Below are 22,207 nucleotides of genomic sequence, written 5' to 3' on the forward strand. Positions count from 1 at the left end.
CATGAAAAGCCACCATTCCATGAAGCATTTGCTCGCCACCGCCCTGCTGTGCGCCGCCACCCTGCATGTCCAGGCCGCCAACTCCGATACCACCAACGCCTCCGACAATGCCAGCATGGCCTCGGCCATCGTGCTGGTCGGCTCCATGTCGGTGCTGGCCGCCGCCGGTGAAATCGTCATTGACAAGGTGGAAGACGTGGCCGACGGCAGCATCCTCGTGCTGAAGAGCTCGACCAAGGGCGCGTCCTCCGCCGCCACGGCCTCCGTCAAGCTGAGCCAGAAAGCCATGCAAGGGCTGTCGCTGGCAGCCGGCACCGTCGTCAAGGTGGTGACCGTCTCGACCGGCCACATGCTGGTCCTGTCGGGCAAGGCCATCGCCTATGTGCCGAACGCGGCCGGCAATGCCATCCTCCACCATTCGAAAGCGTGAACCCATGAAACGCCTGACTGCCGTAATCATCAGCCTGGCCCTGGCCGGCGCCGCCCATGCGGGGCGCTCGTGCGAGGAAAAGCAAACGGATGCCACGACGCTCGTCAAATCGATGGACCTGGCGCAAAAGACCTTGCAAGCGCTCGATGCCTCGGGCGCACAAGTAGCGCTGGTGGCGCGCGCCGGTCAGGACCTGTCGAAATACAATTTGCGCTATTCGCACATGGCGCTGGCCTGGCGCGACCACCCGAAAGGGCGCTGGCTGGTGGTGCATGAACTCAATGAATGCGGCACGGCGCAATCGTCGCTGTACAACGAGGGATTAGGCAATTTCTTCATGGATGATGTGTTCATGTATGAAACCTTGATCCTCATCCCGGGCCAGGACACGCAGCAGCAACTGGTGCGCCTGCTGACGTCGAGCACGCCCAAGCGCCTGCATGAGGCGCACTACAATATGCTGGCCTACCCGTTTTCCACCAAGTACCAGAACTCGAACCAGTGGGTACTGGAAACCCTGGCCGCTGCCAGCAACGAGCCGGGCAAGATCGAAACGCGCGCCGAAGCGCAAACCTGGTTGCGCAGCGCCAGCTACGCGCCGCAAACGCTCAGCATACCCGCCGCCACGCGCCTGGGCGCACGCATGTTCCGTGCCAATATCGCTTTCGACGATCATCCGTTCGAGCGCCGCATGACGCGCCAGATCGACGTCGTCACCGTCGACTCCATCGTGCGCTTCATGCGCCAGCGCGAACCGAAGGTGCAGGAAGTCGTCGTGCGGGGAAATTAAGCACGCGGCAGCAGGCGAAACAGCCCGGCGGCCAGCGCGGCACAGACTGCGCGCCAGCGTGGCCACCTCGGCCCCGTTAAAACACCCAGAGCTTATCGGCCGGCATGTGCAACCAGTACTTGCCCGCTTCGAGCTTGTGGCGCGAATAGGCGCGCAAGCTGATGTTCTCGGCGCCACCACGCTCGAACAGGCATTCCCAGCGGTCGCCCAGGTACATGCAGGTCAGGAGCGGCAGTTCGATGGCGTTCTCCACCTGCGTGGCGCTGATCTTCACTTCCTCCACGCGGATCATGGTGGTCACGTCCGTGCCCACATTGGCGCCGCGCGCCACGCCCTGCATGGAGGCGCCATCGAGCAGCAGCCGCACCTGGTTGCCATCGCGCTGCACCACCTTGCCGGGCAGGCGGTTATTACTCCCCATGAATTCGGCCGTAAACAGGGTATCGGGCGTTTCATACATGCTTTGCGGCGTGCCCTGCTGCTCGATCTTGCCGTTATTGAGCAGCAAGATGCGGTCGGAAATGGCCATCGCCTCGCCCTGGTCATGCGTTACCATCAGGGCCGACAGGCCCAGGCGCACGATCAGTTCGCGCAGGAAGGCGCGCGCTTCCTCGCGCAGCTTGGCGTCCAGGTTCGACAGCGGTTCGTCGAGCAGGATCACGGGCGGGTTGTACACCAGCGCGCGGGCGATCGCCACGCGCTGCTGCTGGCCGCCGGACAGCTGATGCGGATAGCGTTCGCCCAGCTGCCCCAGGCCCAGCTGCGTCAGCACTTCCTTGATGCGCGCGGCGATTTCTGTGCTGCCCATCTTGCGCAATTTGAGACCGTAGGCGACGTTGTCGAACACGGTCTTGTGCGGCCACAGCGCGTACGACTGGAACACCAGGCCCAGGTTGCGATGCTCGGCCGGCATCTCGAAGTGTTTCGCGCCATCGTAGACATTGCGCTCGCCGATCTGGATGGTGCCCGCCTTCGGGCTTTCCAGCCCGGCGACGGCGCGCAGCAAGGTGGTCTTGCCGCTGCCCGAAGGCCCCAGCAAGGCGACCACTTCGCCTTTTTTCAGGTGCATCGAGACACCCTTCAGTATCTGGTTGGCGGCAGCGCCGGTGCCGTAGTCCAGGTACAGCTCATTGACGGTCAATTCATTCATGATGTGGTCTCAGTCTATTTTTAGTTATGCAGCTCAGTTATGTAACTTGACGCCGAAGCGCAGCGCGATGCCCAGGCCGATGGCCACCAGGGTGATATTGATGAAGGACAGCGCCGCCACCAGGTCGGTCGAGCCGCCTGCCCACAGCGACACCAGCATGGCGCCGATCACTTCCGTGCCCGGCGAGAGCAGGTACACGCCCGTCGAATATTCGCGCTCGAAGATCAGGAACACCATCAGCCAGGCGCCCAGCAAACCGTATTTGATCAGTGGCAGCGTGACGTCGCGCGTCACCTGGCCGCGGCTGGCGCCGACGGCGCGCGCCGCCTCTTCCAGTTCGGGGCCCACTTGCAACAGCGCGGTGGAAATCAGGCGCATGCCATAGGCCATCCACACCACCGAATACGCCAACCACAGGGCGAAAATGGTCGAACGCACTTCGCGCAGCACTGGGATCACATGGCCGCTCAGCCATAGGGCCACGCCGTTGTCCATGCCTTTCAACATGCCATCGAGCCAGGCCGGCACGAACAGGAACACCCACAGGAACGACAGGCCGGCCAGCAGACCCGGCACGGCACGTGGCACCAGTACGCTGTAGTCGAGCAGGCGCGTGATACCGTCCTGCTTGCGGTGCATGGCCAGCGCGATGAAGCTGTAGCAGCCCACGGCCAGCGCGCCGCCGACTACGCCGATCAGGATGGTGTTGACGATGCCGCGCACCAGCGAGGGCTGGTCGAAAATGTCGCGGAAATGCTGCAGGGTCAGCACGTCGGCCAGGTGCACGCCTTCGCCCCAGTACTGCACGAAGGAGCGCAGCACGATACCCGTCAACGGCAGGATGATGGTGAAAATCAGCCAGCCCGCCAGCAAGGCAAACGCCAGCCACTTCCAGCGACCCAGCGGCATGGCCTTGCTGCGCGCGCCCTTGCCCTTGATCGACACATACTTGTTGGCCGACTTGAGCAGCCAGCGCTGTATCATCACCAGCGGCATGGTCACCATCACCAGGCAGACGGCAACGGCGGCCATCAGGTGATACGACGGCGTGCCCAGCTTGTTCGTCAGCTTGTACAGATAGGTCGGCAGCACCAAATGGCCTTCCGGATCACCGAGCACCAGCACCAGGCCGAATACTTCGAAGCCGAGGAAGAACACCAGCACGCCCGCATACGCCAGCGCCGGCATGATCATCGGCAGCGACACATTGAGCATCACCTGGATCGGCGAGGCGCCCGCCACGCGGGCCGCTTCCTCCACGTCCGAACCCAGGCTTTTCAGTGCCGAGGAGGCATACAGATAGACGTGCGGCACGTGCGTCAGGCCGGCGATGATGACGATGCTGGTGAAGGAGTAAATATTCCAGGGCACGAAGCCGAACAGCTCCTTGGCCCAGATCGAGTAAAAGCCCACCGGCCCCATTGAGACGACGTAGCCAAAGCCCATCACCATCGGCGAGACAAAGATGGGCACCAGCAGCATCGGTGCCACCCAGCCGCGGCCCGGCAGGTCCGTGCGTACCATCAGAAAGGCCAGCATGCCGCCCAGCGGCACGGCGATGACGGTCAGGCCAAAGGCCAGCATCAGGCCATTTTTGAAAGCCATGGAGAAATCGGGATCATCGAAGATGAAACGGTAGGAATCAAAGCCGAATTCGCGCACCGGCATGAAAAACGGCGCGTTCAAAAAGCTCTGATAAAAAATCAGGAACAGCGGCAGGAAAATGGCGATCAGCGTGATCGTCACGACCACGCCGCGCGACCAGTTCAGGCGCGACAAGGGAGAGCGCGACCGTGCAGGCAGCGGCAAGATGGCAGTTTGCATGATGAATCCAATGAATGAAGGGTGCGGCATGCGCCCGCAAGCCAGGCTCGCGGGCGGCCAAGACGGCGTTGGCTATTCCTACTTCTTGCCGGCTGTCTCTTTCCATTGTTTCAGGAACGCCATGCGCTTGGCCGGTCCCAAAAACTGCAGGATGATCGGGTGCACGGGAATCGGCTTGACGTTGGACGCGCCGATGACCTTGATCAGGTCGGCCGACGTGGTTTCGCCCGTGACGTCGGCGCGGATGGCGAACAGCTTGGCGCCGTTGGCAATGATGGTCTGGCCGCGGTGCGACAAAATATAATCGAGCCACAACTTGCTGGCGTTGACGTTCTTCGCATTCTTATTGATGAACTGCACGCGCGACAGGATCAGCGTGTAATCCTTGGGCAGCACCACGCCGATCGATGGATCGGTCTTGGCGCGCACCAGCGCGTAGGAGCCAAGTACGTTGTAACCGATCAGATTTTCCCCCGAAGAGATGCGCTCCATCATGGTGCCCGTCGACGACTGCACGCGCACCTTGGCAGTGCCGAACGCGTTTTCCAGCGCCAGGAACTGCGGATATTCCTTCGCATCCTGCGCCATGAACATGAAGCCGACACCCGACTTTTCGATGTCGTAGGTGGTGACCTTGTCCTTGAATTTCGGCGTGGCGATCAGCTTGACGAAATCGTCGTGATTCTTCGGCACTTCCTTAGGATCGAGCAGGCGCTTGTTGTAGACGATAGCGGCCGGCTCGAACGTGGTGCCGTAAGCCTGGTCGTCCCACATGGCCCAGCCGGGGATCTTCGCCGCTTCAACGGACTTATACTTGAGCGCATAGCCATCGGAGGCCAGGCGCATCTGCAAGTCCATCGCCGACGACCACATGACATCGGCCGTGTTGCCGCCTGCGGCCACTTCGGAAATGAAGCGGTTATACACTTCCGTCGAATTCATGTCGTTGTATTCGACCGAGATACCCGGATACAGGGCGCTGAAATCCTTGATCAGCGGTGCGGCGGCCTTGCTGTCGGTGGCGCTGTAGATCACCACCTTGCCTTCCTTCTTGGCCGCGTCGATGATCTTCTGGTAGTCGGCCGGATAGCCAGGCGGCACTTGCGCAAAAGCGGCGCCGGCCAGGCTGGCAAACGCGGTGGCAAGGGCGGCTTGAAGCAGGGTCTTGGTTTGCATGGGGTTGTCTCCGTCTATGAATAGGTTTTTTAATAGGATGTCGTTCAACGCATCAGGCCAAGCTCATTCGCCTGCCTGGCATACTCGTCGACCGCCTTCTTGACATACGCGGTCAGCTTCGGCCCCGTCAGGGCGAATGGGTACAGGCCGGCCTGGGCGCGCCACTCGGCGAACTGCGGTGTGGCCATGGCGCGCTCGAACGTGGCCACCCAGCGCTGGTAGTCCGCCTCCGGCACCTGCGGTCCCATCCACACGCCGCGGATGATCGGCCAGACCACATCGAAGCCCTGCTCGCGCGCCGTCGGCACGCCGGCCAGTACACCGGGCAGGCGTTTTTCCGACAGCACCGCCAGGACGCGCGCATGGTTGGCACTGGCGTTCAGGGTGGCCTCCGACGTATCGCCCGAGACCACCTGCACGTAATCGGCCTGCATCGCCGTAAACACTTCGCCGCCGCCTTCGAGCGCGACAAAACGCAGCACTTTGGGATCGATGCCGGCGTGACGTGCCAGCAGCGCCATTTTCAGCCAATCCTGGCTGCCGATGGTGCCGGAGACGCCGATCAGCACCTTGTCCGGATGCTGGCGCAGCGCGGCGATCAGGTCGGCCAGGGTCTTGTAGGGCGAATCGCTGCGCACGGCGATCATGCCGTAGTCGGCGCCCAGCGCCGCCACCCAGCGCACGTCGCCCGCCTTCGCATTGCCGAACTTGCCCTGCGCCAGATTGAGCAGCGAACCGCCCGAAAAGGCCACCAGGGTGTTCGCTTCCGCGCGGCGGCGTTGCGATGCCATCGAATGCCAGGCCACGGCGCCGATGCCGCCGGGCAGATAGCTGATGCGCATCGCCGATCCTGCAGCCGGGGATGCCACGCCCTCCTGGGCCAGGCCTTTTTTCGCCAGCTTGCAGGTCAGGTCCATGGCGCCGCCCGGCTTGGACGGCACCACGCACTCGGCCGGCGTGGACGCCTGCGCCGCCGCAAGGGCGGGCAGCAGGCACAGCAGCGACAGGAACAGGGAGCGCAGCATCGTCATGGCTTAGAAGCGGTGCTGGATGCCGGCGATCAAGCCGCGCTGCGTGTCGCCGAAACCGGCATCGTCACGCGACAGGCTGACCAGCTGGTTGTGCTTGGCCTTGGCGTAGGCGCCAGCCACATACAGGTCGGTGCGCTTGGACAGCGCATAGCGCACGCGCGCCACGTACATGATCGGATCGGCATTGAGGTTAGCGGCCACGTTTTTCACGTCCTGGTAGTAGATCACGCCTGTCAGGGTGATCACCGGGGTGGTCTTGTAGCTGACGCCGCCCCAGTACAGGGTGCCGCGCACGTCGGCCTTGCCGGAGGCAGCCGGATCGAGCTTGTAGTCGCGCGCCGCCGCCTGCACTTTCCACGGGCCGTCGTCATACATGGCGCCCAGGTGATACACGGTGGTCTTGTCGCGCGCGCCGCCGGCGATGGCATTGCCGTTCACCTGTTCATACGTGGCCAGCAGGCTGACAGGACCAGTCTTGTAGGTGACGGCCGTGGACAGCTTGGCGCTGTCCGAATTGCCCGTCGTCTGCTCGCCGAAACCATACGATGCGCCGTAGCTGAAGTCGCCCGTCTTGCCCGAGTACTTGACCATGTTGTCGAAGGCCGTCGTCATGCCGTATTTGCTCGGTCCCGTCGCGCTGGCCGAAGTGGCCCACGAGTAGAACGGCGCATAAGCCATCGGATCGAACGGCAGCACGAAGTCATACACGGTGGTGAAGGAGCGTCCCAGCACGACGCGACCAAACGCGCCTTCCAGGCCCACATTGGCCTGGCGCTTGAACAGCGCGCCATCGGCCGCGCCCGTGTCGACCAGGATACCGCCTTCCAGATTGAACACGGCTTTCAGGCCGCCGCCCAGGTCTTCGCTGCCCAGGATGCCCCAGCGCGAGGTATTCATGCCGCCCGAGCTCACTTGCGTCATCGAGCTTTTGTTCGGACCGGCGTTGCTGGTGTTGCTGATGCCGGCGTCCAGGCGCCCGTACAGGGTGACGTTCGACTGGGCGTGGGCACTGCCGGCTGCGGCGAGTACCGCCATGGCGGCCAGCGAGAATGCAGTTTTCTTCATGTAAAGTGTCTCCCTTAGATATAGTTATTAGTGATATGCCCGATCCATTTCATGAATCAGGATCACACTATATGAGTGCCATCCTTTCAATTCGCTTTCAGCCTGACAGGTGTCGCCAGCCAGCCACAAGGGACATCAACATATTCATCGCCTCCCCTGCCGCCAGGCTTACACTGCATCATTTCAACGAATGGCGGAGACCATGCGCATATTATTAGTGGAAGACCATCTGGAACTGTCGCACTGGCTGGCAAAGGCCCTGCGCGACGCGCACCTGACGGTGGAGACCGCCCACAACGGCGCAGATGCCGACGCCCTGCTGCATACGCAGGAATACTCACTGGTGCTGCTCGACCTGACCCTGCCGAAGATGGACGGCCTGGACGTGCTGCGCCGCCTTCGCGCGCGCGGCGGCACGCGTGGCAAGACTCCCGTCATGATACTCACGGCGCGCGGCGGCCTCGATGAAAAAGTGCAGGGCCTGAACCTGGGTGCGGACGACTACATGGCCAAGCCGTTCGAACTGGCCGAACTGGAAGCGCGCGTGAAAGCACTGCTGCGCCGCAGCCAGGGCAACGAAGCGCTGGTGCACAGCTGCGGCGCGCTCAGTTTCGATACCGTCACGCGCATGTTCAGCTATGCCGGCGCGGCACTGGCGCTGACGCCACGCGAACACGCGGTGCTCGAAGCGCTGATCACGCGCTCCGGGCGCGCCGTGTCGAAGGAAAAGCTGTTCGACGAAGTCTTCGCGCTTGCCGACGACGTCAACCTGGACGCCATTGAACTGTATATTCACCGCGTGCGCAAGAAGTTAGAAAGCGGCGTGGAAAGCGGCGCGCCCGACGGTGCCGTCATCACCACCCTGCGCGGCATCGGCTACCTGCTGCAGCCGCGCAGCGCGATGGCGCCGGCTGCAGCAAAATGACAGTGCGTGCCCCACGCCTGCCCGTGTTCGAGCGCCTGCGCCGGCGCTGGGCGCAGGGCCGGCCGCTGGGCAGCTTGCGCAGCCAGCTGCTGCGCTGGCTGCTCATCCCCCTGGTAATGCTGGTACTGCTCGACGCCGTCTTCGTCTACCGCAACGCCCTCGACGCGGCCGACATGGCCTACGACCGTTCCTTGCTGGCGTCGACGCGGGCGCTGGCCGAGCGCGTCTCCATCGTCGGCGGCAAGGTGGTGGCCGAAGTGCCTTACGTGGCGCTCGACAGCTTCGAAACCGATACCCTGGGCCGCATCTATTACAAGGTCACCGGCATCAACGGCGAGCTGGTCTCGGGTTATGGCGACTTGCCGCCCGTGCCGAAAAACGTGCCCCGCTCGGAAAATTATCCGGCCCTGGTGCGCTTCTATCACGCCGAATACCACGGCAAGCCAATCCGCATCGCCGCCCTGCTGCAACCCGTGTATGACGACTCGATGCGCGGCATCGCCCTGATTCAGGTGGCCGAAACGCTGGACGCGCGGCGCGGCCTGTCGAACCAGATTCTGTTCGATACCCTGAGCTGGCAGGCGGCGATGATACTGGTGATGGGCGCCCTCGTGTGGTTTGCCGTGCGCCTGGTGCTGCGGCCGCTGATGCGCTTGAAAACGGAAGTCGAGACGCGCACCCTGTCCGACCTGTCCGACGTCGATCCCGCGCTGGTGCACAAGGAAATGCGCCCGCTGGTCAGCGCCATGAACGGCGCCATGTCTCGCCTGCAGCAACTGATCGCCAGCCAGCGCCGTTTCATCGCCGACGCCTCGCACCAGCTGCGTACGCCGTTGACGGTGCTGAAAACCCAGGCCGAACTGGCCATGCGCGAATGCGACCGCCAGGCGGGAGCGCCACCGGATATCGCTGCCCTGCGCGACATCGTGCGCTCGATCGCCGCCACCACCGATTCGACCGTGCTGCTGGCCAACCGCCTGCTGACCCTGGCGCGCATCGAGCATGGCGGCGACAGCCTGACCATGGATACCGTCTCGCTGCGCGACGTGGCGCAACAGGTAGGGCTGGAAATGGCCATGGCTGCCGTCGGCAAGCATATCGATTTATCGCTAGAAGCGCCCGACGACGCGCCCGTGCATGGCCAGGCATTGCTGCTGCACGAACTGCTGGCCAACCTGGTCGACAATGCCCTGCGCTACACGCCGCAGGGCGGCAGCGTGATCCTGCGCGTGCGCGTGCCGCACGCCGGGCTAGGCGCGGTGCTGGAGGTGGAGGACAGCGGCGCCGGCATCCCGCTCGCGGAACGCGAACGCGTGTTAACGCCATTCTACCGGGTCGGCGCGGCGCTCGAGAGCAACCCTGGCGGCGCGGGACTAGGCCTGGCCATCGTGCGCGACATCGCCGCCCTGCATGGCGCGCGCCTGGAACTGGCGACGGCGGCAAATGGACATGGACTGAAAGTCGGCGTGTATTTCAGCGATGCAGCATGACGGCTGATGCCGATATGCATTCCATACTGCACGTTGCTAAAAAACAACGAATGATTTATTTTCAATATTTTTAAAATAATTGCCTTACATAAACATATTCATCCCTATACAATTCGGTTCCCATTAAGCGGCGAGACAGTCTCTCCGCATTAATTATCTAGGATTAATATGAAAAAGCAATTGTTTGCAGTAGTCGTAGGCGCCGCACTGGCATTCCCTTTGTTTGCACAAGCCGAGAACATTTATGTCGGCGCGAATGCTGGCCGTTCGGAATTAAAATTGTCTGGTGATGTCGCCTCGGGCAAAGAAAATAAAACCGGTTACAAAGTTTACGCCGGCTACGACTTCACGCCTAACTTCGGCGCAGAAGCCGGCTATGTCAATTTCGGCAAACTAAAAGAGAGCGAAGGCAAGGAATCGCTGAGCATGGAAACCAGCGCATTCTACGTAGCAGCGACGGGCACGTTGCCATTGAACGCTGATTTCTCGCTGTTTGCAAAAGCTGGCGTTACACAAAACCGCACCAAAGCTAATTTGAACCTGATCGGTTTCAATGCCAGCGAATCGAAAAACAAAACCGCTGCCCTGTTTGGCATCGGCGCTGCTTATAACTTCAATAAAAACCTGTCCGCTGTTGCTGAATATGAAAACTTTGGCAAAACGCTGAGCCAGGACGGCATGAAACTGAAAGCCGACCTGCTGTCGATCGGCCTGCGTTACAAGTTCTAATTCACGTTCACGCGTATCAGCATCAAGCCGTTCAACGGCAAATGAAAAACCGGCTACCAAGCCGGTTTTTTTATGCGCGCGTAGCGCGTCACCGTCACCGATGTTAAGATCGCGCCCTGGAATTGACTGAAAGCCCCGCCATGATGACCAAAGAAGACGTAACCGAACTGTTCGCCAATATCGCAGAAAACGCGCCGTGGGATCTGACCCAGCCGCTGCTGTGGGGCTATTACTTCACCAACCCCACTTCCGAACCGCTGGAGCAGGCTGCCACCTTGCTGGCGCTGCAGGGCTACCGTCCTGTGGAACTGTACCAGCCGGAACTCGACGATCCGGCCGCCGCCCCCGTCTGGGTGCTGCATGTGGAAAAAGCGGAAGTGCACAGCGTCGACAGCCTGCATGCGCGCAATGGCGAGCTGATGGTGTTTGCGCAGGAAAACCAGCTGGCCAGCTATGACGGCATGGATGTAGGCCCGGTCGGCGCGCCCGACGTGCCGCAGCTGTAAGACAGTCTGCCCATGAAAAAACGGCGCCCGCGGGCGCCGTTTTGCATGCGGCCTTGTGAAAGTCAGCTCAGGTTTTCCAGGCGGATCTTGGTGACCGTGCCCACCACGCTATTGAGCGCTTCCATCTTTTCGATGGCGGCCGTGACGTTCTTTTCTTGCGTCTGGTGCGTCAGCATGATGATGTCCGTATGCGTCTCGCCCTCGGCCGGTTCTTTCTGCAGCATGGCGTCGATCGAGATGCCGCGTTCGGCCAGGATGCGCGTCAGGTCGGCCAGCACGCCCGGCTGGTCGGCCACGTGCATGCGCAGGTAGTAGCTGGTGGTGATTTCCGACATCGGCAAGATGGCGATGTCGGTCATCGCATTCGGCTGGAACGCCAGGTGCGGCACGCGATGTTCCGGGTCGGCCGTGGCCAGACGCGTGATGTCGACCAGGTCGGCGATCACCGACGAAGCGGTCGGCTCGGCGCCCGCGCCGCGGCCCGAGTACAGGCTGGCGCCGACGGCGTCGCCGTGCACCAGCACCGCATTCATGGCGCCTTCCACATTGGCGATCAGGCGCTTGGCCGGGATCAGGGTCGGATGCACGCGCAGCTCGATGCCTTCCACGCCATTCACGGTGGCGCGCTTGGTGATGCCCAGCAGCTTGATGCGGTAGCCCAGTTGCTCGGCGTAGCGGATGTCGACGGCATTGAGGTTGCTGATGCCTTCCACGTAGGCCTTGTCGAACTGCACCGGGATGCCAAAGGCGATGGCCGACATGATGGTGGCCTTGTGCGCGGCATCGACGCCTTCGATGTCGAAGGTGGGGTCGGCTTCCGCGTAGCCCAGTTCCTGCGCCTGTTTCAGCACGGTGGCGAAATCGAGGCCCTTGTCGCGCATTTCGGACAGGATGAAATTGGTGGTGCCGTTGATGATGCCGGCGATCCATTCGATGCGGTTTGCCGTCAAGCCTTCGCGCAGCGCCTTGATGATGGGAATGCCGCCGGCGACGGCCGCTTCGAAGGCCACCATCACGCCCTTGTCCTGGGCGGCGGCAAAGATTTCGTTACCATGCACGGCCAGCAGGGCCTTGTTGGCGGTGACCACGTGCTTGCCGTTGGCGATGGCCTGCATCACCAGGGTTTTCGACAGGTCGTAGCCGCCGATCAGTTCGACGACGATATCGATCTCGGGATCGTTGACGATCAGGTGCGGGTCATTGACGACCTTGCAGGCACCGGCGACCAGCGCTTCGGCGCGCGCCACGTCGCGCACGGCAACGGCGACGACTTCAATGCCGCGTCCCGCGCGGCGCTTGATTTCTTCCTGGTTGCGTTTCAGGACGCTGAACGTGCCGTAACCGACATTGCCCAGGCCCAGCAGGCCGATCTTGATGGATTTCATAGTTGTGCTTGACTACTCATAAGTGGCGCCCAATGGGGCGGCGCCAGGTTGATCGGTGTGGTTGATCGAGATTGCTGCTGGCTGCTTCAGCCCCGGCCGTGACGCTTGCGGTAACCTTCGAGGAAGCGCGCAATGCGTCCCATGGCCTCGGTCAGGTCATCGGAGTTGGGCAGGAAGACGACGCGGAAATGGTCGGGCGCGATCCAGTTGAAGCCCGTGCCCTGCACGATCAGCACCTTGGCTTCGGCCAGTAATTCATAGGCAAACTGCTGGTCGTCGGCGATCGGGTAGATCTCCGGATCCAGGCGCGGGAACATGTACAGCGCGGCCTTCGGCTTGACACAGGTGACGCCCGGAATATCGGTCAGTAGCTTGTGCGCCAGGTCGCGCTGTTTCAACAGGCGCCCGCCAGGCCCCACCAGGTCTTGTATGCTCTGGTAGCCGCCAAGCGCCGTCTGGATGGCAAACTGCCCCGGCGCGTTGGCGCATAGCCGCATCGAGGCCAGCATATTGAGACCCTCGATGTAATCTTTTGCGTGGCGCTTTTCGCCCGAGACCACCATCCAGCCGGATCGGTAGCCGCAGGAGCGGTAATTCTTCGACAGGCCGTTCATGGTGATGAACAGCACGTCGTCGGCCAGCGAGGCGATCGACACGTGCTCGGCTTCGTCGTACAGCACCTTGTCGTAGATCTCGTCGGCAAAAATGATCAGCTGATGCTGGCGCGCCAGTTCGACGATCTGCTGCAGCACGGAAACCGGATACAGCGCGCCGGTGGGATTATTCGGGTTGATGACGACGATGGCGCGGGTATTGGGCGTGATCTTGCGGCGCATGTCCTCGATATCGGGATACCACTCGTTCTGCTCATCGCACACATAATGCACGGGATTGCCGCCCGACAGGCTGACGGCGGCCGTCCACAAGGGATAGTCGGGCGCCGGCACCAGCACTTCGTCGCCACTGTTGAGCAGCGCATTCATCGACATGACGATCAGCTCCGAGGCGCCGTTGCCCAGGTAAATGTCATCGATGGTGACGCCGGCGATATTCTTGCCTTGCGTGTAGTGCATGACGGCCTTGCGCGGCGCGAACATGCCTTTCGAATCCGTGTAGCCGGCCGCATTCTGCAGATTGAGCATCATGTCGCGCACGATTTCATCGGGCGGATCGAAGCCGAATACGGCCAGATTGCCGATGTTGAGCTTGGTGATCTTGTGGCCTTCTTCTTCCATTTGCCTGGATTTTTCCAGGACCGGGCCGCGGATGTCGTAGCAGACGTCCGCCAATTTATTCGATTTCTGAATCGGTCGCAAAATAAATCCCTGTCGTGATGCGGCGCGGTCGGCCTACGCTTGCAGCATGAAAGCCGCGCCAGAACTGTGAACCCGTGAAACTCCAATGCGAAAGACTGCAAGGCGAAAACAAGCATTCTCGCCGAAAACAGGCCATTTTATCAAATTAAACATGGCCAACCCCAGCATTTGACGCCGATTCTGCCACGCTGGCGCATCCGGACGACAATCCGGCGAGCGCCATCTTCATCTTCCCTTAATCTTGCACCATTACCATGGCGCAAGCATGCACCGCCACTGTGGCGCCGAACATTGCAATTTGGAAATGATATTGCTTTTCAATCGCTCTTTTCTGTCATTTATGGCATGCTTAAGCCCTTGGCCGCGGCACGCAGTTTTGGCCGCGCGCGTACCGATCAACCGACACGACCAGCCCCCGATATCGCCATGAAACTCCATGCCAGCAGCACCCAACAATACCAGACTGTCACCGGCTATGACGAAAACGGCGTCGAGATCAATGCCCAGCCGTACAACTACAGCCTGATCGTCATGCCGGAAATGCCGCCACGCGCGTGGGAAGTGGATAGTTTCGAACAGTTGAGCGAGGCGCATTTCGCGCAAATCCTGGCTGATGCGCCCGACGTGGTCATCCTCGGCACGGGCGAGCGCCAGCGCTTCGTGCACCCGAAGCTGACGGCCGCACTGACCATGCGCCGCATCGGCGTCGAATGCATGGATAGCCAGGCTGCCTGCCGCACCTACAACATCCTGATGGGCGAAGGCCGCAAAGTCACCCTGGCCCTGATCCTGGCTCCGGGCGCAGGCAGCGCCGCATGAAAATCAATGTCAACGAACTGCACTCCTCCCGGCTGCTGATGTGGTCCCTGCTGGGCATCTTCATCGTCGTCACCCTGTATGCGCTGGGCGTACGCACGCTGGTCCCGCCCGACGAGGGCCGCTATGCCGAGATGGCGCGCGAAATGTTCGTCACCGGCGACTGGATCACCACGCGCCTGAACGGCATCAAGTACTTTGAAAAGCCGCCGCTGCAAACGTGGATGAATGCGCTGACCTTCGCCGCCTTCGGCCTGGGCGAATGGCAGGCACGCCTGTGGACTGGCCTGTGCGGCATCATCGGCGTGTGCATGACGGCGTACGCAGGCAAGAAAGTGTTCGGTCCGCGCGTGGGCTTGTATGCGGGCCTGGTGCTGGCGTCGAGCCTGTTCTGGCTCGCTTCCGGCCAGATCAATTCGCTGGACATGGGTCTGTCTGGCATGATGACCCTGACCCTGGGCAGCCTGTTGATTGCCCAGCGCGACGACGCCACGGCGCGTGAGCGGCGCAACTGGATGCTGGTATGCTGGGCAGGCATGGCGCTGGCCGTGCTGGCCAAGGGCTTGATCGGCATCGTCTTGCCGGGCGCCGTGCTGGTACTGTATTCGCTGTGCGCGCGCGACTGGCGCATCTGGACGCGTTTGCACCTGGTCAAGGGCTTGCTGGTGTTCTTTGCCATCGCCACGCCCTGGTTCGTGCTGGTCGCCTTGCGCAATCCGGAGCAACCGCATTTCTTCTTCATCCACGAACATTTCCAGCGTTTCCTGATGAAGGGCCACAAGCGCGAAGGCGCCTGGTACTACTTCCTGGTGCTGCTGATTCCCGGCATGCTGCCATGGATAGGCGTGCTGCCGCAAAGCCTGGCCGCCGCCTTCCAGCGCCAGGAGGGCGCCTTCCAGCCTCGTTTGATGCTGCTGGTCTGGGCCGTCTTCATTTTCTTCTTCTTCAGCTATTCGACCTCGAAGCTGCCTGGCTATATCGTGCCCATCTTCCCGGCGCTGGCATTGCTGGTGGGGCTATACCTGGAATCGGCATCGCGCCGCCAGCGCATGCTGGCCGCCGGCCTGCTGTGCGTGCTGGGCGCGGCCATCGTGATCGGCGGACCGATCGCCTTCGGCAAGGCCAGCGCACGCGACGCGGAAGCCCTGACCGCGCTCAAGGGCTACCAGCCATGGCTGATGGCGGCCGGCTTTTTCGTCCTGGCCGGCGGCGCCCTGGCCTTGCTGCACGCGCGCCAGTTGCGCCGCGACATGACCGTGCTGACGATCGCCGGCGCCGGCTTCCTGGCCACGCATTGCATCCTGGCCGGTTCCGAACTGTATGGCCAGAACCGTGCAGGCACCGACATGCTGCCGCAGATCCAGGCCGAACTGACGGCCGATACCAAGCTCTATTCGGTCGGCATTTATGAACAGTCGCTGACATATTATCTGCAGCGGCCCGTGATCCTCGTCGATTACTGGGATGAATTCACGTTTGGCCTGAAACAGCAGCCTGAACTGTCCATTCCGAGCATTGAGCCTTTCATCAGGCAGTGGACGAACGATGCCAACGCCGGCGTGCGCGACATGGCTATTATCAGCCTGCATCGTTACAAGGACTTGCAACAACGTGGCGTGCCCATGCGTGTCATTGCCGAAGATGCGCGCCGCATGGTCATTGCCAACAAGTAACTATTTAACGGGGCGCGGGACAGCACGGATCGCGCCCCGGCCAACTAGCCCCGCCCCCGCAGCAGCAGGATTTTTCACCGTTGAACCGGCTGCGCCGCCATACTGCCGATATAAAATGGCCATGCCTGCCGGCGGCCTTTGACCGCATTGGCAGCCTCGGCGACGCCGATACCCTGACACAATACAGACCCAAGAACCGCACCCATGACCTCTACCCTGCCCTTTTTGCCCTTTTCCAAACCCACCATCGATGAAGCGACCATCGCCGCCGTCGGCGAGGTGCTGCGCTCGGGCTGGATCACCAGCGGCCCGAAAGTGCAAGCCTTCGAAGCGCAGCTGTCCGAGTATTTCGGTGGACGCCCCGTGCGCACCTTCAATTCGGGTACTTGCACCATGGAAATCGCGCTGCGCATCGCAGGCATTGGCCCTGGTGACGAAGTCATCACCACGCCCGTGTCATGGGTAGCGACGGCCAACGTCATCATCGAAGTGGGCGCCACGCCCGTGTTTGCCGACATCGACCCCGTCACGCGCAATATCGACCTCGACAAGCTCGAAGCGGCCATCACCGCGCGTACGAAAGCCATCATCCCCGTCTACCTGTCCGGTTTGCCCGTCGACATGGACCGCCTGTACGCGATTGCTGAAAAGTACAATTTAAGAGTCGTGGAAGATGCGGCGCAAGCGTTCGGCTCCACCTGGAAGGGCAAGCGCATCGGCGCATTTGGCGACTTCGTCTCGTTCAGCTTCCAGGCCAACAAGAACATCACCACGGGTGAAGGCGGTTGCCTCGTCCTCAATAACCTGGAAGAAGCGAAACTGGCCGAGAAATACCGGCTGCAAGGCGTCACGCGCAGCGGTGTCGACGGCATCGACGTCGATGTGCTGGGTGGAAAATACAATATGAGCGACATCATGGCTGCCATCGGCCTGGGCCAGTTCGCCAATATCGACGCCATCACGGCCCACCGTCGCGCACTGGCACGCCACTATTTCGCGCAATTCGGCAGCGACTTCGAAGCGCAGAGCGGCACCCAGCTGCCCGTGCCGGATTTTGAGAACAGCAACTGGCATTTGTTCCAGATCATTCTGCCCGACAACGGCCCAGGCACGCGCGCCGCGTTCATGCAGGCCATGGCGCAGCAAAACGTGGGGACGGGCTATCATTACGCACCGATCCACCTGTTTACCATGTACCGCGAACGCGGCTTTACCGAAGGCATGTTCCCCGTTTCGGAAAAGATCGGCCGCCTGACCGTGACCTTGCCGATGTTCTATGCCATGACGACACAGGACGTGGAACGGGCCGTCGCCACCGTCAAATCCATCCTCATCAAGTGAGCAACGCGCCGATGAAACCTGAACTGTCCATTATCATTCCAATCTACAACGAGCAGGATGGCCTGGCCAGCCTGTTCGCCCGCCTGTATCCGGCCCTCGATGCCTTGCAAACGAGCTACGAAATCATTTTCGTCAACGATGGCAGCCGCGACAATTCGGTGGCCATCCTGGCGGAACAGTTCCGCCAACGCCCCGACGTCACCCGTGTGATCCTGTTCAATGGCAATTATGGCCAGCACATGGCCATCCTGGCCGGTTTTGAAGCCTCGCGCGGGCAAATCATGATCACGCTCGACGCCGACCTGCAGAACCCGCCTGAAGAAATCGGCAACCTGGTGGCGAAGATGCGTGAAGGCTACGATTACGTGGGCTCGATCCGGCGCAAGCGGCAAGATTCCGCCTGGCGCACGCTGGCGTCGAAAATGATGAACCGCCTGCGTGAAAAGATCACGAATATCAAGATCAGCGACCAGGGCAACATGCTGCGCGCGTATGGCCGCAATGTGATCGATCTGGTCAACCAGTGCGCCGAAGTCAACACCTTCGTGCCCGCCCTGGCCTACACCTTTGCCCGCAAGCCCACGGAAATTACCGTCGAGCATGAAGAACGGGCTGCCGGCGAATCGAAATACTCGCTGTATAGCCTGATCCGTCTCAATTTCGACCTGGTCACGGGCTTTTCGCTGATTCCCCTGCAAATCTTTTCGATGCTGGGCATGGCGATGTCACTGGGCTCGGCATTGCTGGTGATTTTCCTGCTGGTGCGCCGCTTCCTGCTGGGCGCCGAGGCCGAAGGCGTGTTTACCCTGTTCGCCATCGCCTTCTTCTTCATGGGCGTGATCCTGTTCGGCATCGGCCTGGTGGGCGAATACGTGGGACGCATCTTCCAGCAAGTGCGTGCCCGTCCACGCTATGTGGTGCAGACCATCTTGCAGGACGGCATGAGCCAGGCGGAAGCCGAGGCGCCATCGTATGTGCGCCTGGAAAAGCGCCAGGTGGGCCGCTGATGGGCGCCCCACGCGCCGTCGTCTTCGGCTACCACAATGTGGGCGTGCGCTGCATCAAGGTGCTGCTGGCCGGTGGCGTCGATATCGCCCTGGTCGTCACGCATGAAGACAGCCCCACGGAAAACCTGTGGTTCGAATCGGTCGCCAGCCTGTGCCAGGCGGAAGGCATCCCCTACATTACACCTCTGGACGCGCGCGCGCCGGAACTGTTGGCACAGGTGCAGGCGGCAACACCGGACATGCTGTTCAGCTTTTACTATCGCCATATGTTGCCCGCTAGCATCTTGGAAGTCGCGCCCGCCTACAATATGCACGGCTCGCTGCTGCCGCAGTTCCGCGGCCGCGCGCCCGTCAACTGGGCCGTGCTGCATGGCGCCACGGAGACGGGCGCCACCCTGCATGAAATGACGGTCAAGCCCGACGCCGGCGCCATCGTGGCGCAAACGGCCGTACCCATCCTGCCCGACGACACGGCGTTTGAAGTGTTCGGCAAGGTCACCGTGGCGGCGGAACAAACGCTGTGGGGCGTGCTGCCAGCCTTGCTGGATGGCACGGCGCCACGCCATTTGAACGATGTGCGCCAGGGCGGCTATTTTGGCGGGCGCAAGCCGGAAGACGGCCGCATCGACTGGAAGTTACCCGCGCAACAGGTATATAACCTGCACCGCGCCGTCGCACCGCCCTATCCCGGCGCCTTCACTGAAGTCAACAATGTCATTTACACCATCGAACAAGCCCGTTTGAGCAAGCTTTCGGCAGGAAGTTTGCCAGCGGGCTTGGCGGTAGTGGATAATTGCATCTTTGGCGTCTGCGGAGACGGCCGCATGCTGGCCATTTCCGCGCTGAGGGCTGCCGGGGAGCCGATTTCGGCTCAGCAATTGCAAGCAAGTCTGACCACCCGCGTCAGCACACACTGATATCACTCAAGAGAATCTCATATGAAAAAAGTCCTCATCTTAGGCGTCAACGGCTTCATCGGCCACCACCTGTCCAAGCGCATCCTGGAAACCACCGACTGGCACGTGTACGGCATGGACATGAACACGGACCGCATCACGGAATTGCTGGAAGATGACAACTACAAGTCGCGCATGCATTTCTTTGAAGGCGACATCACGATCAACAAGGAATGGGTCGAGTACCACGTCAAGAAATGCGACGTGATCCTGCCGCTGGTGGCTATCGCCACGCCATCGACCTACGTCAAGCAGCCGCTGCGCGTGTTCGAACTGGACTTCGAAGCGAACCTGCCCATCGTCCGCTCGGCCGCCAAGTACGGCAAGCACCTGGTCTTCCCGTCGACCTCGGAAGTGTATGGCATGTGCCATGACGAGGAATTCGATCCGGAAAATTCGGAATTGATCTGCGGCCCGATCAACAAGCCGCGCTGGATCTATTCGAACGCCAAGCAGCTGATGGACCGCGTGATCTGGGGCTACGGCATGGAAGGCTTGAACTTTACCCTGTTCCGGCCCTTCAACTGGATCGGCGCCGGCCTGGACTCGATCCACACGCCGAAAGAAGGTTCTTCGCGGGTGGTGACGCAATTCTTCGGCCATATCGTGCGCGGCGAGAACATCTCGCTGGTCGATGGCGGCGCGCAAAAACGCGCGTTCACCTACATCGACGACGGCATCGATGCGCTGATGCGCATCATCGCCAACAAGAATGGCATCGCCAGCGGCAAGATCTACAACATTGGCAATCCGGTCAACAATTACTCGATCCGCGACCTGGCCGGCATGATGCTGACCCTGGCCGCCGAGTACCCGGAATACGCCGAAGGCGCAAAACACGTGAAAATCGTGGAAACGACTTCGGGTGCCTACTATGGCGCCGGCTATCAGGACGTGCAAAACCGCGTGCCAAAAATCACGAATACCTGCGAAGAACTGGGCTGGGCACCGAGCACCACCATGGCCGATTCCCTGCGCAATATTTTCGACGCCTACCGCAGCCAGGTAGCCCAAGCCAAAGCCTTGATGGATTAATGTTGAGCAAGCCGTTCCTGACCCTGAAAATCGACGTCGATACCTATCGCGGCACCCGTGAAGGCATGGGCAATCTGGTGCGCATGCTGGCCGCACACCAGGCCAAGGCCACCTTTCTGTTCTCGCTCGGCCCCGACCACACGGGCTGGGCCCTGCGGCGCGCCTTGCGGCCCGGCTTTTTCAGCAAGGTGTCGCGCACCTCGGTGGTCGAGCACTACGGCTTGAAAACCTTGATGTACGGCACCTTGCTGCCGGGACCCGATATCGGCAAGCAATGCGCGGCGCAATTGCGCGCCGTGCGCGATGCCGGTTTCGAGTGCGGCATCCACACCTGGGATCACACCCTGTGGCAAGACAACGTGGCCAAGCGCAACGCCGCCTGGACCATCAACCTGATGCGCAAGGCCGCCAAGCGCTACGAACAGGTGTTTGGCGTAGCGCCGCACACGCATGGCGCGGCCGGCTGGCAAATGAATGTCAGCGCCTTTGTCGAACACGACACGGCCGGCTACCGCTTTGCGTCCGATGGCCGTGCCATGCTCGACGCGCGTGGTGCCATGCTGCATCCAAGCAATGGCCCGCACCGCGTGCGCAATGGCAACACCATCCTGCAATGCGTGCAATTGCCCACCACCCTGCCCACCCTGGATGAGTTGCTGGGCTGTGAAATCGATGGCACACTGATCACGACCGGCAATGTTGCCGCACATATATTGTCGCTGACGGCGGACAATCCGCGCGATCACGTGTATACCTTGCATGCGGAACTTGAAGGACAGAAACTCGCCCCCATTTTCGAACAACTGCTGGCTGGCTGGAAAGCCCAGGGCTACCAGTTTGCAGCGATGGGCGATTATTATGAAAAGATAAAAGAGTCAGACTTGCCCGTTTGCCCCGTCACCTGGGATGAGTTGCCTGGGCGTTCGGGACGCCTGATTGTGCAGGGCAAAGCGGCCTGAATGCTGTATCGTTGCACCTGGATGCGTTGCCAGATTAAAAAACAGCGCTGATGATCACCGTTCAGGAGAGAACCTGTGGCTGATAGCCAATCCCTCATTAGCATACCCGACTTTAGCGCCGCCATGACCAGCGGCAAGACCTTTCAGTTGCTGGGCCGTCCGGCCAAGGCCACGGTGCTGTTTTTCTATCCGAAGGACAACACCCCCGGCTGCACCACGGAAAACATCGCCTTCCGTGACGCCTATTCGCAATTTGTCGCCGCCGGCGTGGAAATCTACGGCATCAGCCGCGATTCCCTGCGTTCGCACGAAAGCTTCAAAGCCAAGCTGGAACTGCCATTCGAGCTCATTTCCGACCCGGACGAAGCCGTTTGCCTGCTGTTTAACGTCATGAAGATGAAACAGATGTATGGCAAGACGGTGCGTGGCGTCGAACGCAGCACGTTTGTGATTGACGCCCAGGGCCGATTGGTGAAAGAATGGAGAGGCGTGAAGGTCGCAACTCACGTGGAAGAAGTGCTGGAATTCGTGGCGCGTCTGAATTGATCATCTGTTTTGATCGAGTGTGCGTTGTCGGCGTCCAGCCAGCTTAGTTCGAAATTA

At 61.2% G+C, this 22,207-nt stretch carries 21 protein-coding genes; 14 read left to right on the forward strand and 7 right to left on the reverse strand.

All coding sequences use genetic code 11. From position 1 onward, the window contains the following. Positions 1–19 precede the first annotated feature (19 nt). Together ACP7DE_RS03630 and ACP7DE_RS03635 are read left to right on the forward strand one after the other, a co-directional pair. Positions 20–430 (forward strand): hypothetical protein, encoded by a 411-nt coding sequence (locus ACP7DE_RS03630; RefSeq protein WP_426070776.1) that lies wholly within the window; start codon positions 20–22, stop codon positions 428–430. A gap of 4 nt (positions 431–434) precedes the next feature. Further along, on the forward strand, positions 435–1,220 hold the full coding sequence (locus tag ACP7DE_RS03635) for a DUF2145 domain-containing protein (RefSeq protein WP_426070777.1): 786 nt from the start codon (positions 435–437) through the stop codon (positions 1,218–1,220). Between the two features lie 76 nt (positions 1,221–1,296). Here the strand turns inward: ACP7DE_RS03635 and ACP7DE_RS03640 are convergent, their stop codons facing one another. The 5 genes from ACP7DE_RS03640 to ACP7DE_RS03660 form a co-directional block, all read right to left on the reverse strand. After that, on the reverse strand, positions 1,297–2,370 hold the full coding sequence (locus tag ACP7DE_RS03640; RefSeq protein WP_426070778.1) for an ABC transporter ATP-binding protein: 1,074 nt from the start codon (positions 2,368–2,370) through the stop codon (positions 1,297–1,299). A 33-nt stretch (positions 2,371–2,403) separates the two neighbouring features. Then, a complete protein-coding gene (locus ACP7DE_RS03645) occupies positions 2,404–4,194 on the reverse strand; it encodes an ABC transporter permease (protein ID WP_426070779.1) in 1,791 nt (596 codons plus the stop codon). Positions 4,195–4,272: 78 nt separating this feature from the next. Beyond that, positions 4,273–5,370 carry an ABC transporter substrate-binding protein gene (locus ACP7DE_RS03650; RefSeq protein WP_426070780.1) on the reverse strand — a complete coding sequence of 366 codons (1,098 nt, stop codon included), beginning with the start codon at positions 5,368–5,370 and terminating at the stop codon, positions 4,273–4,275. Positions 5,371–5,414: 44 nt separating this feature from the next. Then, positions 5,415–6,401 (reverse strand): Bug family tripartite tricarboxylate transporter substrate binding protein, encoded by a 987-nt coding sequence (locus tag ACP7DE_RS03655; RefSeq protein ID WP_426070781.1) that lies wholly within the window; start codon positions 6,399–6,401, stop codon positions 5,415–5,417. A 3-nt stretch (positions 6,402–6,404) separates the two neighbouring features. Then, positions 6,405–7,466, reverse strand: coding sequence for a porin (locus tag ACP7DE_RS03660; protein WP_426070782.1), 1,062 nt, complete (start codon positions 7,464–7,466; stop codon positions 6,405–6,407). A gap of 202 nt (positions 7,467–7,668) precedes the next feature. Here ACP7DE_RS03660 and ACP7DE_RS03665 point away from each other — a divergent pair, with 202 nt between their 5' ends. The 4 genes from ACP7DE_RS03665 to ACP7DE_RS03680 all read left to right on the forward strand — a co-directional run bounded on the left by ACP7DE_RS03665 (position 7,669) and on the right by ACP7DE_RS03680 (position 11,116). After that, positions 7,669–8,391: a response regulator gene (locus ACP7DE_RS03665; RefSeq protein WP_426070783.1), complete on the forward strand. Its 723-nt coding sequence runs from the start codon at positions 7,669–7,671 to the stop codon at positions 8,389–8,391. Beyond that, positions 8,388–9,881 carry a sensor histidine kinase gene (locus ACP7DE_RS03670; RefSeq protein WP_426070784.1) on the forward strand — a complete coding sequence of 498 codons (1,494 nt, stop codon included), beginning with the start codon at positions 8,388–8,390 and terminating at the stop codon, positions 9,879–9,881. Before ACP7DE_RS03665 ends, ACP7DE_RS03670 begins: the two co-directional genes overlap by 4 nt. 168 nt (positions 9,882–10,049) lie before the next feature. Further along, entirely contained in the window at positions 10,050–10,610 is a 561-nt protein-coding gene (locus tag ACP7DE_RS03675) for an outer membrane beta-barrel protein (RefSeq protein WP_426070785.1), read from the forward strand. 140 nt (positions 10,611–10,750) lie between these two features. Further along, positions 10,751–11,116 (forward strand): ribonuclease E inhibitor RraB, encoded by a 366-nt coding sequence (locus ACP7DE_RS03680; RefSeq protein ID WP_426070786.1) that lies wholly within the window; start codon positions 10,751–10,753, stop codon positions 11,114–11,116. Between the two features lie 62 nt (positions 11,117–11,178). Here ACP7DE_RS03680 and ACP7DE_RS03685 read toward each other — a convergent pair whose 3' ends face one another. Together ACP7DE_RS03685 and ACP7DE_RS03690 are read right to left on the reverse strand one after the other, a co-directional pair. Next, the gene (locus ACP7DE_RS03685; RefSeq protein WP_426070787.1) at positions 11,179–12,501 is read right to left on the reverse strand and encodes a homoserine dehydrogenase; all 1,323 of its coding nucleotides are present in this window, start codon (positions 12,499–12,501) and stop codon (positions 11,179–11,181) included. 86 nt (positions 12,502–12,587) lie between these two features. Then, positions 12,588–13,817, reverse strand: a complete 1,230-nt coding sequence (locus tag ACP7DE_RS03690; protein WP_426070788.1) for a pyridoxal phosphate-dependent aminotransferase — start codon at positions 13,815–13,817, stop codon at positions 12,588–12,590. 426 nt (positions 13,818–14,243) lie between these two features. Between ACP7DE_RS03690 and ACP7DE_RS03695 the strand changes: the two genes are divergently transcribed. The 8 genes from ACP7DE_RS03695 (at position 14,244) to ACP7DE_RS03730 (ending at position 22,150) form a co-directional block, all read left to right on the forward strand. After that, complete coding sequence (locus ACP7DE_RS03695; protein ID WP_426070789.1) at positions 14,244–14,636, forward strand: Mth938-like domain-containing protein; 393 nt, start codon at positions 14,244–14,246, stop codon at positions 14,634–14,636. Next, positions 14,633–16,306 carry a glycosyltransferase family 39 protein gene (locus tag ACP7DE_RS03700; protein ID WP_426070790.1) on the forward strand — a complete coding sequence of 558 codons (1,674 nt, stop codon included), beginning with the start codon at positions 14,633–14,635 and terminating at the stop codon, positions 16,304–16,306. The genes ACP7DE_RS03695 and ACP7DE_RS03700 overlap by 4 nt, the downstream gene beginning before the upstream one ends. 204 nt (positions 16,307–16,510) lie before the next feature. Continuing rightward, on the forward strand, positions 16,511–17,647 hold the full coding sequence (locus ACP7DE_RS03705) for a DegT/DnrJ/EryC1/StrS family aminotransferase (RefSeq protein WP_426070791.1): 1,137 nt from the start codon (positions 16,511–16,513) through the stop codon (positions 17,645–17,647). An 11-nt stretch (positions 17,648–17,658) separates the two neighbouring features. Beyond that, positions 17,659–18,654 (forward strand): glycosyltransferase, encoded by a 996-nt coding sequence (locus ACP7DE_RS03710; RefSeq protein WP_426070792.1) that lies wholly within the window; start codon positions 17,659–17,661, stop codon positions 18,652–18,654. After that, complete coding sequence (locus ACP7DE_RS03715; protein ID WP_426070793.1) at positions 18,654–19,571, forward strand: formyltransferase; 918 nt, start codon at positions 18,654–18,656, stop codon at positions 19,569–19,571. Before ACP7DE_RS03710 ends, ACP7DE_RS03715 begins: the two co-directional genes overlap by 1 nt. Before the next feature lie 21 nt (positions 19,572–19,592). Then, positions 19,593–20,645 (forward strand): bifunctional UDP-4-keto-pentose/UDP-xylose synthase, encoded by a 1,053-nt coding sequence (locus tag ACP7DE_RS03720; RefSeq protein ID WP_282406514.1) that lies wholly within the window; start codon positions 19,593–19,595, stop codon positions 20,643–20,645. Next, the gene (locus ACP7DE_RS03725; protein ID WP_426070794.1) at positions 20,645–21,604 is read left to right on the forward strand and encodes a polysaccharide deacetylase family protein; all 960 of its coding nucleotides are present in this window, start codon (positions 20,645–20,647) and stop codon (positions 21,602–21,604) included. The genes ACP7DE_RS03720 and ACP7DE_RS03725 overlap by 1 nt, the downstream gene beginning before the upstream one ends. A 75-nt stretch (positions 21,605–21,679) precedes the next feature. Then, on the forward strand, positions 21,680–22,150 hold the full coding sequence (locus tag ACP7DE_RS03730) for a peroxiredoxin (protein ID WP_426070795.1): 471 nt from the start codon (positions 21,680–21,682) through the stop codon (positions 22,148–22,150). The last annotated feature ends 57 nt before the right edge of the window (positions 22,151–22,207 follow it).

Origin of the sequence: Janthinobacterium sp. DSP2-3-3 (assembly GCF_049897325.1) — a bacterium.
Taxonomy (GTDB): Bacteria; Pseudomonadota; Gammaproteobacteria; order Burkholderiales; family Burkholderiaceae_D; genus Janthinobacterium.

Bases quoted from the DNA above. Each gene is read 5' to 3' on its own strand.
- ACP7DE_RS03665 (WP_426070783.1), top strand. From the start codon at position 7,669: ATGCGCATATTATTAGTGGAAGACCATCTGGAACTGTCGCACTGGCTG.
- ACP7DE_RS03715 (WP_426070793.1), top strand. From the start codon at position 18,654: ATGGGCGCCCCACGCGCCGTCGTCTTCGGCTACCACAATGTGGGCGTG.
- ACP7DE_RS03695 (WP_426070789.1), top strand. From the start codon at position 14,244: ATGAAACTCCATGCCAGCAGCACCCAACAATACCAGACTGTCACCGGC.
- ACP7DE_RS03660 (WP_426070782.1), bottom strand. From the start codon at position 7,466: ATGAAGAAAACTGCATTCTCGCTGGCCGCCATGGCGGTACTCGCCGCA.
- ACP7DE_RS03640 (WP_426070778.1), bottom strand. From the start codon at position 2,370: ATGAATGAATTGACCGTCAATGAGCTGTACCTGGACTACGGCACCGGC.
- ACP7DE_RS03655 (WP_426070781.1), bottom strand. From the start codon at position 6,401: ATGACGATGCTGCGCTCCCTGTTCCTGTCGCTGCTGTGCCTGCTGCCC.
- ACP7DE_RS03645 (WP_426070779.1), bottom strand. From the start codon at position 4,194: ATGCAAACTGCCATCTTGCCGCTGCCTGCACGGTCGCGCTCTCCCTTG.
- ACP7DE_RS03680 (WP_426070786.1), top strand. From the start codon at position 10,751: ATGATGACCAAAGAAGACGTAACCGAACTGTTCGCCAATATCGCAGAA.
- ACP7DE_RS03720 (WP_282406514.1), top strand. From the start codon at position 19,593: ATGAAAAAAGTCCTCATCTTAGGCGTCAACGGCTTCATCGGCCACCAC.
- ACP7DE_RS03675 (WP_426070785.1), top strand. From the start codon at position 10,050: ATGAAAAAGCAATTGTTTGCAGTAGTCGTAGGCGCCGCACTGGCATTC.
- ACP7DE_RS03705 (WP_426070791.1), top strand. From the start codon at position 16,511: ATGACCTCTACCCTGCCCTTTTTGCCCTTTTCCAAACCCACCATCGAT.
- ACP7DE_RS03700 (WP_426070790.1), top strand. From the start codon at position 14,633: ATGAAAATCAATGTCAACGAACTGCACTCCTCCCGGCTGCTGATGTGG.
- ACP7DE_RS03635 (WP_426070777.1), top strand. From the start codon at position 435: ATGAAACGCCTGACTGCCGTAATCATCAGCCTGGCCCTGGCCGGCGCC.
- ACP7DE_RS03710 (WP_426070792.1), top strand. From the start codon at position 17,659: ATGAAACCTGAACTGTCCATTATCATTCCAATCTACAACGAGCAGGAT.
- ACP7DE_RS03670 (WP_426070784.1), top strand. From the start codon at position 8,388: ATGACAGTGCGTGCCCCACGCCTGCCCGTGTTCGAGCGCCTGCGCCGG.
- ACP7DE_RS03685 (WP_426070787.1), bottom strand. From the start codon at position 12,501: ATGAAATCCATCAAGATCGGCCTGCTGGGCCTGGGCAATGTCGGTTAC.
- ACP7DE_RS03725 (WP_426070794.1), top strand. From the start codon at position 20,645: ATGTTGAGCAAGCCGTTCCTGACCCTGAAAATCGACGTCGATACCTAT.
- ACP7DE_RS03630 (WP_426070776.1), top strand. From the start codon at position 20: ATGAAGCATTTGCTCGCCACCGCCCTGCTGTGCGCCGCCACCCTGCAT.
- ACP7DE_RS03650 (WP_426070780.1), bottom strand. From the start codon at position 5,370: ATGCAAACCAAGACCCTGCTTCAAGCCGCCCTTGCCACCGCGTTTGCC.